This is a genomic window from Microbacterium arborescens (genome assembly GCF_030369635.1).
Taxonomy (GTDB): domain Bacteria; phylum Actinomycetota; class Actinomycetes; order Actinomycetales; family Microbacteriaceae; genus Microbacterium.
This window is the reverse complement of sequence record NZ_CP128474.1, coordinates 2,788,454-2,802,030: the sequence shown is the minus strand read 5'-3', so window position 1 is coordinate 2,802,030 and position 13,577 is coordinate 2,788,454. Positions and strand designations below refer to the sequence as shown.

At 70.5% G+C, this 13,577-nt stretch carries 11 protein-coding genes; 8 read left to right on the top strand and 3 right to left on the bottom strand.

Translation table 11 applies throughout. From position 1 onward, the window contains the following. Positions 1–134: 134 nt before the first annotated feature. The gene (locus tag QUC20_RS13250; protein ID WP_120265285.1) at positions 135–1,397 is read right to left on the bottom strand and encodes a glycosyltransferase; all 1,263 of its coding nucleotides are present in this window, start codon (positions 1,395–1,397) and stop codon (positions 135–137) included. Then, positions 1,397–2,875: a sugar transferase gene (locus tag QUC20_RS13245; protein WP_120265286.1), complete on the bottom strand. Its 1,479-nt coding sequence runs from the start codon at positions 2,873–2,875 to the stop codon at positions 1,397–1,399. Before QUC20_RS13245 ends, QUC20_RS13250 begins: the two co-directional genes overlap by 1 nt. A 350-nt stretch (positions 2,876–3,225) precedes the next feature. On the opposite strand from QUC20_RS13245, the gene QUC20_RS13240 reads away from it, so the two are divergent. After that, the gene (locus QUC20_RS13240) at positions 3,226–3,669 is read left to right on the top strand and encodes an FAD synthase family protein (RefSeq protein WP_120265287.1); all 444 of its coding nucleotides are present in this window, start codon (positions 3,226–3,228) and stop codon (positions 3,667–3,669) included. Positions 3,670–3,758: 89 nt separating this feature from the next. After that, positions 3,759–5,531, top strand: coding sequence for an ATP-binding protein (locus QUC20_RS13235; RefSeq protein WP_289330173.1), 1,773 nt, complete (start codon positions 3,759–3,761; stop codon positions 5,529–5,531). On the opposite strand, the gene QUC20_RS13230 is transcribed toward QUC20_RS13235, so the two are convergent. Beyond that, positions 5,492–6,436, bottom strand: a complete 945-nt coding sequence (locus tag QUC20_RS13230) for a Ppx/GppA phosphatase family protein (protein WP_289330172.1) — start codon at positions 6,434–6,436, stop codon at positions 5,492–5,494. The two genes, QUC20_RS13235 and QUC20_RS13230, sit on opposite strands and share 40 nt — an antisense overlap. 66 nt (positions 6,437–6,502) lie before the next feature. Between QUC20_RS13230 and coaA the strand changes: the two genes are divergently transcribed. From coaA to tsaE, 6 genes are all read left to right on the top strand, one after another. Continuing rightward, positions 6,503–7,459, top strand: a complete 957-nt coding sequence (gene coaA, locus QUC20_RS13225) for a type I pantothenate kinase (protein WP_120265290.1) — start codon at positions 6,503–6,505, stop codon at positions 7,457–7,459. A gap of 957 nt (positions 7,460–8,416) precedes the next feature. After that, positions 8,417–9,616: an esterase/lipase family protein gene (locus tag QUC20_RS13220; protein ID WP_289330171.1), complete on the top strand. Its 1,200-nt coding sequence runs from the start codon at positions 8,417–8,419 to the stop codon at positions 9,614–9,616. A 65-nt stretch (positions 9,617–9,681) separates the two neighbouring features. After that, positions 9,682–11,532 (top strand): glutamine--fructose-6-phosphate transaminase (isomerizing), encoded by a 1,851-nt coding sequence (gene glmS, locus QUC20_RS13215; protein WP_120265292.1) that lies wholly within the window; start codon positions 9,682–9,684, stop codon positions 11,530–11,532. 25 nt (positions 11,533–11,557) lie between these two features. Beyond that, positions 11,558–11,914, top strand: coding sequence for a holo-ACP synthase (locus tag QUC20_RS13210; protein ID WP_120265293.1), 357 nt, complete (start codon positions 11,558–11,560; stop codon positions 11,912–11,914). Next, entirely contained in the window at positions 11,911–13,047 is a 1,137-nt protein-coding gene (gene alr, locus QUC20_RS13205; RefSeq protein WP_289330170.1) for an alanine racemase, read from the top strand. The genes QUC20_RS13210 and alr overlap by 4 nt, the downstream gene beginning before the upstream one ends. Beyond that, the gene (tsaE, locus tag QUC20_RS13200) at positions 13,044–13,547 is read left to right on the top strand and encodes a tRNA (adenosine(37)-N6)-threonylcarbamoyltransferase complex ATPase subunit type 1 TsaE (protein ID WP_289330169.1); all 504 of its coding nucleotides are present in this window, start codon (positions 13,044–13,046) and stop codon (positions 13,545–13,547) included. Before alr ends, tsaE begins: the two co-directional genes overlap by 4 nt. Positions 13,548–13,577 lie beyond the last annotated feature (30 nt).

The window sequence follows — 13,577 nt, the reverse complement described above, 5'->3', positions numbered from 1 at the left end:
GCGGCCCGGCCGACGACCCGAATGGTCGGCCGGGCCGCCGACGTTGGCGCTGCAGCCACACCTCTTAACAGCCACACCTCTTAATAGGGGTGCTGGAAGCGTGCGCCACCTCGCTTATCAGGGGTGGCGGTGGCTCAACGCCGTGACGAGGAGGTGAGAGAGCGCTCGACCCCGTCGATCGCCGCGGACAGCGTCCGGGCGAAGGCCGCGATCGCGGCATCCTCCGTCAGGATGCGTCGCCGGTAGCTCTGCGCCTCAGCGCCGTAACGCGCCGCGCGCTCGGGGGCGGCTGCGAGCTCCTCGGCTGCCGTCACGAGCGCGCCGGGCGCTGCCGGCGGGACGATCGGGCCGGCTCCGGCGGCGTCCATCTCGGCGAAGGTCGTGCTGGTCGTGTCGACGGCGGCCAGCACCGGCTTCCCGACCGCGAAGTACGAGGTGAGCTTGCTCGGCACCGACATCTCCGTCAGACCCGCGCGTTCATGCACGAGCAGCACGTCTGCGGCTGCGAGTACGTCGAGGAACTGCGACTCGGGAAGCGGGTCGACGAACGAGACGGCTTCCGCGCCCGGGCGCTGTTCGAGCGCGGCGCGCTGTCCGCCGTCACCGACGAGCGCGAAGCGTACGCGCGACCCACGCTCTCGAGCGATCACGGCGGCATCGATGACGTTCTCGAGCCCCTGTTTGGCTCCGATCGCGCCGGTGTGCAGCACGATGACCTCGTCATCGCCCCAGCCCATGCGTCGTCGCGTTGCGGCCGTGTCGCTCGCCGCCGGCTCGGGCACGTGCGACCAGTTGCGCACGACATCGACCGGACGCGTGACCCCGAGGCGTTCCTCGAGGGCCGTCCGGAACCGCCGGTGGATGACGACGACCCGCTCCGAGGCCGCGAGCAGGCTCGCCTCGATCGCGGCGATCGCCCCGGCCCCGGACCCCGACCCCGCCTCCTGAACGCCGATCGCGTAGATGTCCTGTACCCAGGTGACGACCGGAATGCGGTGCAGCCGCGCCCGCAGTGCGACCATGCGAGAGGCAAGGAGGGCGGGGGAGACGACGACGATGGCCGCGGGATCTTCCCAGCGGCACGTCAGGGCACGCAGTCCGAACGAGATCTCGAACACGGCGCGCTTGATCGCGCTGGGAGCGCGTGGCACGTAATGACGGAGCCGCCGGATGTCGACGCCCGACACGGCAGAGCGCGCCGGCAGGTCTCGGAACTCCTCGGGCACGCGCCACCAGGGATAGTGCGGGTACGACGTGAGCACACGGACGTCCCACCCTTCGCGCGCGAGGCCTTGGGCCATCCCCGTCGTATACGGACTGATCCCGGTCGGTTCAGGCGCGTAGTTGATGCCCACGAACAGAACGGATGCCGGCACGGGCTGCGGCCTCGGGCTCATCAGTAGGCTCCCACCGGTCGGAGCATCACCTTGACGGTGCGCCACATGATCATGAGGTCGAGGGTCACCGACCAGTTCTCGACGTAGCGGAGATCCAGCGCGACGCTGTCCTCCCACGACAGGTCGCTGCGGCCGCTCACCTGCCACAGACCCGTGATCCCCGGCTTGATGTACAGGCGCCGGAACACGCGCCCTTCATAGTTGCGGACCTCAGACGGCAGCGGCGGGCGCGGCCCGGAGATGCTCATGTCGCCCCGAAGGACATTGAAGAACTGTGGCAGCTCGTCGAGCGAGTACCGGCGCAGGAAGCGGCCCACACGCGTCACGCGCGGGTCGGAGCGCAGTTTGAACAGCGGACCCGCACCGTCGTTGGACGGCAGGAGTTCGGCGAGTTCCTGTTCCGCGGCGTCGGTCATCGAGCGGAACTTCAGCATCGTGAACTCCCGCCCGTCGCGGCCGACCCGCTGCTGGCGGAAGAACACCGGGCCGGGGGAGTCGAGTCTGATGGCCAGGGCGATGACCGGGGTGACAAGGGCGACGACGGCGCACGCGGCGGTGCTCACGACGAGGTCGAGCAGGCGTTTCAGCGTGTGGGCCGCGCCCTCGAATACCGGGATCTTCACGTGGATGAGCGGGAGGCCCTCGATGGGGCTCAGGCTGATGCGGGGGCCGGCGACGTCGGCGAGTCGGCTCGACATGATCAGCTCGGCTGCGGTGCCCTCCAGCTGCCAGGCCAGCGAGCGCGAGAAGTCGGGGTCGTCGTCGGGCACGCTCGCGACGACGAGCGTGTCGGCGCCGACTTCACGTGCCACGCGGGCGATGTCATCGGCGGTTCGCACGGCGAACACGCGGCCGGGATCGCTCGCGACGTCCTCATCGCTCAGCGCCAACGCGATCACCGAGTATCCGTTGTCGGCGAGGGCGAGCTGGCGCATGACGTAGTCGACGTCGCGGCGCTTGCCCGCGATGAGTGTCGCCGACGCGTACTCGCCCAGCCGACGCCGCATCCTCAGCCACGCCCGCCAACGCCAACGAGCCACCAGCAGTGCCAGTACCCCGGCGGGCAGCGCGATGATCATCTGCATCCGCAGACCGTCCCACTGCGCGATCTCGAAGCCGACGGCGAGGAGCCCGAAGGCGACGCCCGTCGCATTCGCGACGCGCTTGTACTCACTCGACCCGGCGCCCATCACGCGGGGTTCGCGTGAACCGAAAAGCGCGAGACCGGCGAGCCACACGACGAGGGTCGCGGTGGTGATCGGAATCACGACCGACGGAGCCTCGCCCAGCCGCGTCGACACAACGCCTGCCGCCGATGCCGCGATGGCGGCGATGAGGGTGTCGGTCACGCGTAGACGACGCGCGTACCGTCTCTCACGCTGCCTCCGCAGTTCGAGAGACGGCAAGCGGCGCGGTGAGACTGCGGGGTCGCGGAACTCTCCCGAGCCCAGGCCCGTGCGGTCTTCGACAGCGGTCATCGGATCGATCCGATGACGCGTTCAGCGACGCGCACGACAGCATGATTGACGCGCATGATGTGCTCCCCCCAAATGGAACATCGCGACGAGGTCGCTCAGATCGGTCGCGAGTTCCCAGGCTCGAGACCGAGTGCGTCGGATTCCTCCGTGGCCGTTCCCACAACGGCCCGCCATCGATTTCTACACCATCGGCGGGCCGCAGGGAAGTCCCCAGGCCGCTGAGCGACACGCCGACTTCCGCAAACGGGTCTGCTCGGTGTACTGTCTCTCGCACCGGCGTCGTGCCGGTATTGGGGAATGCGCTCGGCGGGTGGGACCAATGAGCGGGTCACGAGCGTTTTGGGGGCGCCATGACACAGCGAATCGGGTACGCCGCGGGGGCGTTCGATGTCTTTCACATCGGGCACCTCCAGATTCTTCGGCGTGCCCGTGAGCACTGCGACATCCTCATCGCCGGGGTGGTGAGCGACGAGATGCTCCTGCGCACCAAGGGCATCTCGTCGTTCATCCCCACGGAGGAGCGCGCGGAGATCGTGCGGCACATCGATTTCGTCGACGACGTGCATATCGAGCGTGCTCCCGACAAGCTCGACGCCTGGCGCGAGGTCGGGTTCACGCACTTCTTCAAGGGCGACGACTGGCGCGACACCGACAAGGGGCGTGCGCTCGAGCGTCGTTTCGCCGAGGTCGGGGTCGAGGTCGTCTACTTCCCGTACACGGCGCACACCTCGAGCACGCAGCTGCGCCGTGCGCTATCGGCCGCCGCCGATCGAGCGCGGGCGGCGACCGCCTGACGCTCCCGCCTCGGTGCGGTGCGCGACATCGCGGTTCGCTATGATGTCCGCCAGCGAGGGATCGGCCCGTCGTGTTCGAGGGGGCGACCGTGGGGTGGGGACGAACGTCGCGACGTCGAGCGCGGCTCCGTCCGGGCGTCGCGATCTGGTGGGATGCCATCTCCGGCGGGCGCTTCCTCACCATCTGGAGTGCGCTCGTCGCGCTTCCGACCGCCGCCCTCGTGCTCGCGCCCTACGCGACCGTCGACACGGCCGGGGAGCTCTTCGCCGCGCAGCTCGCCGCGCTGGCGGTCGCCGTCGTGCTCGGTGTGGCGCTCGTGCCGGTCTGGTTCCTGGAGCGGCGCATCGCCTCCCCGACGGTGCGCGGTGTGCTGGTCCTGAGCGCCGTGGTCGTCGCGGCCACGATCCGCCCCTTCCTCAATGATGCGGTGGCCCTCCACCTCTTCGGCCTCGCCGCCGACCCCGCCTGGCTCGCCCGGATCATCACCAACGTCGTCGCCTGGATCAGCGTCCTGTCGCTGGTCGCGATCGCCGAACAGCTCTACGTGAGCTCCGCGATCGCGCGTGTCCGTCTGATCGAGGCTCTTCAGGCCGTGACCGACGAGCAGCGCCGGGCCGTGAGCTACGAGCGGGAGAGTCGCACGTTCCTGGCGACCGAGATCGGCGTCCTCCGTTCTGCGCTGTCGGCCCTGACGGTTTCGGTATTGGATTTCGAGCGCGTCAGGGAATTCTCCGACACCGTCCGCTCGCTCAGTCACAGCGCCCGGGCGCGAGCCGGGCTCGATCTGGCCGAGGTCGCGCCCGATGTCGCAGAAGCGCTGGTCCCGGGTGCCGAGCGGGCCTTTCTCGAGCGTCTCCGCCCGCCCGCCGTCGGCCTCGTCGGGGCGATCTTCGCCGCAGGCAGCGCGCCGTTCGCGCTGCGCACCGGCGGCCCGGCGCTCGTGGTCCTGATCGCGGGCGGCATCGTCGCGCTCTGCCTGGTGGCCGACGTGGTCAGCCGCCGGGTGGCGTATCGCCGTTCAGCACGTGATCGGGGCCTGCTGCTGATCATCGTGTGGGTCGGCGTCGCCGTCGTCATCGCGGGGGCGGCTCCCGTCGTGGGCGTTCACAGCCTCGTTCCACTCATTCCTGTCGTCGCGCTTCCCGGAGTCGCGGTGATCGCGGCCCTGTGCTCCGAGGCCGTCCATCGCGGGCGCGTCGAGTCGAGACGGCTCGGCCGGGCGCTGCAGGCCGTCGTGCGCTCGGCGGCGGACCGGGCGTCGGGCGTACGGCAGGAGCTGGTGCGCGCCTCCGAGGTGCTTCACGGCCGGGTGCAGGGCAGCTGCGTCATCCTCGCTGCCCAGGTCGACGACGACATGGCGACGCGGGCCGACATCCTCGCCTTCGAGAAGGCGGTCGGCGACGGGCTGATGGATGCCGCGGGCGGCGGCGGGGCGGCGCCGTCTCGCCCCGCCGATCTGGCCGAGACGGTCGCGATCTGGGGGCCCGTGCTCTCGGTCTCATCCGACGTGGATGCCGTCGCGACCCGCGCCCTGACCGATGAACTCGTCTCGACCCGAGTCGTTGCGGTCGTGGCCGAGGGACTCGTCAACGCCGTCAAGCACGCGGCCGCGCGGTCGGCCGCGATCGAGGTGCACGGCGACGGCGCCGGATCATCGCTGGCCGTACGCGTCCGCACGCCGGGCCGGTTGCGTGTCGACTCACGCGGGCCCGGACTCGGCGTCGCCGGACTCGGTCCGACCGCTCGGGTCTTCCAGCACGGCCGCGATGTGGTCCTCGAGGTCTCGGTGCCGACCGGCGAACCGGAGCTGGTCGGGGCAGGTCAGGCCGGCGGTGCGCTCCACGACAGCGACTCGATGTAACGCAGCAGCACTCCCTCGCGCAGCGCCCATGGTGAGACCTCGAGCTCGTCGACGTCGAAAGCCCGCATCACCTCGTGCAGCACGACTGCGCCCGCCACGATCTGGACGGTGCGATCGGCCGTGATGCCGGGAAGCTCCTGCCGAGCGGATGCCGGGATGCGGGCGAGTCGGGGGATCCACGAGCCCAGCGCGGCGCGGGGCAGCGTCATCCGCTCGATCCCCGACCATCCCGGCATCGGATAGCCCGCGAGCTTCGCGAGCGACCGGATGGTCTTCGATGACCCCACGACGTGATCGGGGCGGGGGCGGGCGGACATCGTGGCGACCACGGGGGCCAGGGTCTCGCGCGCATGCTCGCGCAGCAGTTCGACGGCGTTCTCGCCCGGCGGATCCGTCGGCAGGAACTGCACTGTCATCCGCCCGGCACCCAGCGGCACCGAGGCTGCCTCGTCGGGCAGCTCGTCGCTGCCGGCGGCGATCTCGAGCGAGCCGCCGCCGATGTCGAACAGGAGGATCTCGCCCGCCGACCAGCCGAACCACCGGCGCACGGCCAGGAAGGTGAATCTGGCCTCCGACTCTCCGCCGAGCACCTGCAGGTCCTGGCCGAGTGCCCGCTCGATGGCCGCGATGACCTGCGGTCCGTTGGTCGCCTCGCGCACGGCGCTCGTGGCGGTGGCGAGAAGCTCCGCGACGTTTTCGGTGCGTGACACCGCGACCGCGTCCGTCACCGCCGTGACGAGTGCGTTCACGCCCTCGTCGCTGATCGACCCGTCGGGCTCGAGGTAGCGCATGAGGCGCAGCACCGTCCGCTTGCTGGTGCGCGCCAGCGGGCGTCCGCCGGGGCGGACATCGGCGACGAGCAGGTGGACCGTGTTCGAACCGATGTCGAGGACTCCCAGACGCACAGGTTCACAGTAGTGGCAGGCCGAGGCGCCGTCGGTGCGGACGGGTGGGGGGTTACGATGAGCGCGATGTCCCCTGAAGATGTGCAGGCGCTGACGCCGCTCGCCCCCGCGCTGTATCGCGAAATCGGCCGTGCCGACTGGGCCCGGCTCGCCGCGGGCGTGACGCAGCCGCTCACCGAGACCGAGATCGTCCAACTCCGCGGGCTCGGCGATCGCATGGACCTCGGCGAGGTGTCGCAGGTCTACCTCCCGCTCAGCCGTCTGCTGTCGCTGTACGCCAGCGCGACTCGGCGTCTCGGGGCCGACACCGACGCTTTCCTCGGCGAGGAGGACAGCACGACCCCTTTCGTCGTCGGGGTCGCCGGCTCGGTCGCCGTCGGCAAGTCGACCGTCGCGCGTCTGCTCCGCGAGTTGATGAGCCGCTGGCCGGGCACGCCCCGCGTCGAGCTCGTCACGACCGACGGGTTCCTCTATCCGAACGCCGAGCTCGAGCGCCGCGGCCTCATGGCGCGCAAGGGCTTCCCGGAGAGCTACGACCGCCGCGCGCTGATCGAGTTCCTGACGGCGGTGAAGTCGGGCGCCCCCGAGGTGCACGCCCCGTTCTACTCGCATATGCGGTACGACATCGTCCCCGACGCACAGATCACCGTCCGTCGACCCGATGTCGTGATCGTGGAGGGACTCAACGTCCTGGCGCCGCCGCCCGCCCCGCACGAGGTGGCCGTCAGCGACATGTTCGACTTCTCGATCTACGTCGACGCGGATGCCGAGCACATCAGCCAGTGGTACGTCGACCGCTTCATGGCGCTCAAGGCGGGAGCGTTCAACAACCCGTCCTCGTACTTCAACACCTTCGCCGATCTCGACGACGACGCCGCGATCGAGATGGCGCGTGGCTTCTGGAACGACATCAACCTCCCGAACCTGGTCGAGAACGTGCTGCCGACGAAGCATCGGGCGACGCTGATCCTGCACAAGGGCGCGTCGCACGCCGTCGAACGGGTGCTCCTGCGCAAGGTGTGACGTCCGCGATCCCGGATGCCGAAAGCGGCGTGCCCGCCGATCCGTGAGGACGACGGGCACGCCTGGGTGTGGACGGCCCCCGCTCAGGGGGAGGGGTGCGACCCGAAACCGCGCGGTCCGATCGGACGAGCCGGCGTGGCCGGGGCCCGGGTCGCGGTGATCGAGCGTGAGCCGCCACATCCAGACGGCGTGTATCGGGCCGCCGGCAACTGCCGGCGGAGCGGAATTCGACCGTTACGGTCGACGCTGTCGCGGTGGCTGCCCCCCAGCAGCCGACCGAGCGCGTGGAATCGCCTCGTCATCTCATCCCCAATGTCTCCACGAGAGCGAACCCAGATCCGTCTCTCATGCCCCAATACCGCCGGGTCCAGCACGCCGGGTCCCATCCCGGCGAGTCTTGTACGCCCTGCGTTTCACCCCGGCTGAGCCGCAGGCTGCGCTCAGTATGGCAGAGCGTCTCCGCCACGGGAAGCGTCAGTATCCGCGGCGTCCTCTGCGCGTCGCACGCACCGTGTGCGTTGTGCAGTGCGCGTGCGCGGCTGCGCACTGCACAACGCCCTCACGGCGCGCAGATCCCCATCGGCACCCTGAGCTTGACGCGCATAGCGACTCCCTCGCCCCCCAAAAGCGGGGACTCTGCACGTCGTGGTTGATCGTACAACTGATGGTGATGTCCGCCAATAGGGGGACAAGATCCGCTTCGCGGATCGGCGTTCCGGGCTCGTGAATCCGGTAGGCTTCATGAGCCTGCGCAGTGCTCGAACCGTTCCCCAAGCGGTGATTCGGTCGACAGCCGTCCCCAACGGCCCGACTGAGAGCGCGTGGGCCTAGCGGGGCCCTCTCGAGTAAATCAGTCCCCAAATGGCTGACTCGAGAGGGCCCTCGTCTTGCTCGGCGGACGACGCCTTCGCATTTCTCGTTACGCACCTGTCATCGCAACCTGCTAGGTATGAATCCATGGAACTGGGGCGGCGCTCGCGCGCGCTCGTGCGCGTCGTGGTACGGGTGCGGCGACGGCGTTCCCGGTGGCGTCCGCTCGTCGCGTTGAGCACGGTGATCGTGCTCGCCGCGACGGCCACGCTCGCCCCCGCAGCGGCCTCCTCGGCATTCGCCCCCGCGGGCACGGGCACGGTGTCCGCGTTCGCCGACCGCGTCGTCCGGTTCGGTCAGGAGGGGGTTCAGGACTCGCGAGCCGTGCTCCTCGTCCACGGCTGGCTCAGCACGGTCCTCCCCGATGCCGACGGCCGGCCGTCGTATGCCCGATCGCCCTTCGCGCGCCCGGTGCAGTGGCGCGACGGTTCAGGCGCGCCGGTAGCCCGTGGCATGACGGCGTCGCTGCAGGAGCGGCTCGAAGCACAGCCCGGCGTCGCGGTGTACGCCTTCGACTACTCCGCGAACTCGGCGAGCTGGGTCGGATCGAACGGTTCGGCCGACAACCTCGCCGCGGCCATCCGCTCCATCGCGGACAGCGTCCACGGTCCCGTCGACATCGTGACGCATTCGATGGGCGGCCTCGCGCTGCGGTACGCGTTGCGCGACGACCCCGGTGTCGCGGCGCTGATCGGCGAGGTGGTCACCGTCGCCGCCCCCTCGGAGGGATCGGATATCGCCAACGTCGCTGTCGACATCGCCGCGGTGATCCGCGCCACGATGTCGACGGTGCCGGTGCTGCAGAATCTCGTGCTGCCCTGGATCGGCGCCGTCTGCAATAACCAGCTGGCCTCCGATGCACGCGGGGGCTGCGACCTCCCGCCGGTCATCCGCACGGGGATCGCCGCTCTGGGGCCGGCCGGCACCGCCCTGCGAGCCGGCTCGACGGACCTCGCTGACCTACCCGACTGGCCGGAAGGGCTGCATGTGCATGCGATCGCCGGGTCCGCGGTCGTGGCGGTCCCGCTGCCGACGGGGAGGACGTGGGAGGCACGCCTCGGCGACGGTCTCGTGGCCGAGGGATCCGCGCTCGCGGGGGCGAGCGAGACCACGGTCGTCAGCTGCCGCACGGATCTGCCGCCCGGTGCCGCCGGGATCGGGATGATCCTCTCGGGCCAGGTGGCCGCGCCGCCTTTCGGTGGGGCCTGCGGGCACGACGCGATCTTCTCCAACCTCGAGGTCGTCGACGCGGTGATGGGCGTGCTGCGAGCCTCCGCGTCCGCCTGATCGCGGACCTCTCGCACGGCCCCGTGGGCCGAGCGCACAGGGGCTCCCGATCTAGGATGGACCCCATGTGCGGAATCATCGGCTACGTGGGCCCCCGTCCCTCGCAGGACATCCTCATCTCAGGTCTCGCCCGCCTGGAGTACCGCGGTTACGACTCCGCCGGCATCGCCGTGATCGACGGCGAGGGCGGCCTCGGCACGCGCAAGCGCGCCGGCAAGCTGCAGGTGCTGCGCGACGATCTCGCCGCTCACCCGCTCGCCGACGGCACGACCGGTATCGGCCACACGCGATGGGCGACCCACGGCGGTCCGACCGATGCCAACGCCCACCCCCACCTCGCCGACGACGACAAGCTCGCCGTCATCCACAACGGCATCATCGAGAACTTCGCCGAGCTGAAGTCCGAGCTCGTCGCAGCGGGCTACACCTTCCGCAGCGAGACCGACACCGAGGTCGCCGCGGTGCTGCTGGGGCGCGAGTATCAGGCATCCGGTGACCTCATCGCGGCGTTCCGCGCGACCGTGTCACGTCTCGAGGGCGCGTTCACGCTCCTGGCCCTGCATCGCGACCAGCCCGGCCTCGTCGTCGGTGCCCGCCGCAACTCGCCGCTCGTGATCGGCCTCGGTGACGGCGAGAACTTCCTCGGCTCCGACGTCGCCGCCTTCGTCGAGCACACCCGCCACGCCCTCGCGATCGGGCAGGACCAGATCGTCGCGATCACGCCGCAGGAGGTCACGGTCACCGACTTCTCGGGTGATGCCGTCGACGTCGAGCCTTTCGAGGTCGTGTGGGATGCCGCCGCGGCCGACAAGGGCGGCTGGTCGTCGTTCATGGCCAAGGAGGTGTCGGAGGAGCCCGAGGCCGTCGCCAACACCATCCGCGGACGCGTCCACGACGGTCTGGTGCAGATCCCCGAGCTCGACGGCCTCGACGAGCTGTTCACGGGCATCGACCGCATCATCGTCATCGCGTGCGGCACCGCCGCCTACGCCGGCATGGTGGGCAAGTACGCCCTCGAGCAGTGGGCTCGTGTGCCCGTCGACGTCGAGCTCGCCCACGAGTTCCGCTACCGCGATCCGGTCATCGGACCCCGCACCCTCGTGGTGTCGATCAGTCAGTCGGGCGAGACGATGGACACCCTGATGGCGGTCAAGTACGCCCGGGAGGCGGGTGCGAAGACCCTGTCGATCTGCAACACGCAGGGGGCCACCATCCCGCGCGAGTCCGACGCGATCGTCTACACGCACGCCGGTCCCGAGGTCGCTGTGGCTTCGACCAAGGCCTTCGTCGCGCAGATCACCGCGCTCTACCTGCTGGCGCTCCACGTCGGTCGCGTGCGCGGCGCGATGGCCGACGAGGCGATCGCCGAGCAGGTGGCCCAGCTCGAGGCCGTTCCCGAGAAGATCTCCCGGGTGCTGGCGAGCGAGCAGGAGCACATCGAGCAGTTCGCGCACTGGATGGCCGACACGCGGTCGGTGATCTTCCTCGGTCGCCACGTCGGCTACCCGATCGCGCTCGAGGGTGCGCTCAAGCTCAAGGAGATCTCCTACATCCACGCCGAGGGCTTCGCCGCGGGCGAGCTCAAGCACGGTCCGATCGCCCTCATCGAGCCCGGCCAGCCCGTGTTCGTCATGGTGCCCTCGCCGACGAGCTCCCCCCTGCTGCACGCCAAGGTCGTCTCCAACATCCAGGAGATCCGCGCCCGTGGCGCCCGCATCATCGCGGTCGCCGAAGAGGGGGATGCCGCCGTGCTCCCGTTCGCCGACGAGGTGCTGCGCATCCCGCTCGCCGAGCCGCTGTTCGAGCCGCTGCTCGCGGTCGTGCCGCTGCACATCTTCGCCATGGGCCTGGCCACCGCCAAGGGCCTCGACGTCGACCAGCCGCGCAACCTGGCCAAGTCGGTCACGGTCGAGTGACCCCGCGCGGGCGCACGGTGACGCCGTGATCGTCGGTATCGGCGTCGACCTGGTCGACGTGCCGCGCTTCGAGCGTTCGCTCGAGCGCACGCCCCGACTGCTCGATCGGCTCTTCTCGCCCGCCGAGCGAATCCTCAAGCCGCGCTCGCTCGCCGCCCGCTACGCCGCCAAGGAGGCGCTCATCAAGGCTCTCGGCGGGTCGGAGGGTGTGCACTGGATCGACATCGAGGTGGCGTCGGAGGCCTCCGGACGGCCGGTGTTCGCGCTGACGGGCGAGACGGCGGCGACTGTCGCCGCGAGGGGAGTGACGACCGTGCACCTGTCGCTCTCGCATGACGCGAACCTCGCGACCGCCTACGTGATCGCGGAGGCGTCGTCGTGACCGCGCGGCCGCTGCGCGAAGCGCTGATCGACGTCGACGCCATCGAGCACAACGTCCGACACCTGCGGCGCCTCGTCCAGACCGAGGTCATCGCCGTGGTCAAGGCCGGCGGGTACGGTCACGGCGCGTTGCTGGCAGCCACGGCCGCCCTGGCGGGAGGCGCGACCCGACTCGGGGTGGCCGACGTGTCCGAGGCGCTCGCGCTGCGCGGGGCGGGCATCACGGCCCCGGTGGTGGCGTGGCTGCACGGCTCCGACGCCGACTTCCGCGACGCCGCCGAGCACGGCATCGAGCTCGGGATCTCGAGCCTCGCCCAGCTGCAGGCTGCTGCGGCCGCGGCATCCGCCGAGCAGCCGGTCGGTGTGCACCTGAAGGTCGAGACCGGGCTCGGGCGCAACGGGGTCGAGCCGCGCGAGTGGCAGCGCGTCTGCGCGGAGGCGGCCCGTCTCGAGCGCGTCGGACGCCTGCGGGTCGTGGGTGTGTTCAGTCATCTGTCGAACACGAGCATCGACGACGACCGCCGAGCGCTCGCGCGGTTCCACGACGCTCTCGCCGAGGCCGCGGCCGCGGGAGTCCATCCTCCGCTGCGCCACATCGCCGCATCGAACGCCGCGATCGCCCTGCCGGAGGCTCGATTGGACTGCGTGCGCCTGGGACTGGCGATCTACGGCCTGTCTCCGCTCGCCGATCGCTCGTCGGCCGAGCTGGGCCTTCAGCCCGCGATGACCCTGCGCACGTCGGTCGCCGCGGTGCGACGGGTGCCCGCCGGACAGGGCGTCTCCTACGGGTACACGCATCGCACGGCGGCGGAGACGACCCTCGCCCTCGTGCCCCTCGGGTACGCCGACGGCGTCCCCCGGCAGGCCTCCGGGCGCGGTCCCGTGGTCATCGGCGGCCGGCGGTACACCGTGTCGGGGCGGATCGCGATGGACCAGTTCGTCGTCGACGTCGGCGATGCCGACGTGTCGATCGGTGACGAGGTCGTGCTCTTCGGCGACCCGACGCTCGGATACCCCGCCGCAGCCGAATGGGGCGATGCGGCTGACACGATCGACTACGAGATCGTCACGCGGATCGGCCCGCGGGTGCAGCGCACGGCGGTATCGTCCGAGATGACGGGAGGCCGACGATGAGCGGGATCGACGAGTACGTGGGCGAGCGTGAGGTGACCTCGGCCGACGAGATGGAGGCGTGGGGCCGCGAGATCGGGTCTCGGCTGCGCGCCGGTGACCTCGTCGTCCTCACAGGCCCCCTCGGCGCCGGCAAGACGACGCTCACCCGGGGGATCGGCGCCGGTCTCGGCGTGCGCGGTCCCATCCAGAGCCCGACCTTCGTCATCGCCCGCACACACCCGTCCCTCGTCGACGGGCCGCCGCTGATCCACGTCGACGCCTACCGTCTCGGCTCCCCGGCCGAGCTGTCCGACCTCGATCTCGACCTCGACGCCAGCGTCACGATCGTCGAGTGGGGGCACGGCATGGTCGACGGGCTGCGTGAGAGCTGGTGGGAGATCGAGCTCGAACGCGGCTGGAGCGGCACCGGCCTCGACAACGCCTGCGGCACGAGCGGCCCCGCGGCCGCCGAGATGGCCGACGCCGCCCCGCGCATCGTCACCGTCACGCGTCGACCCTGAGCGCGTGGCGTCTCGCCCCGGGCTACCCTG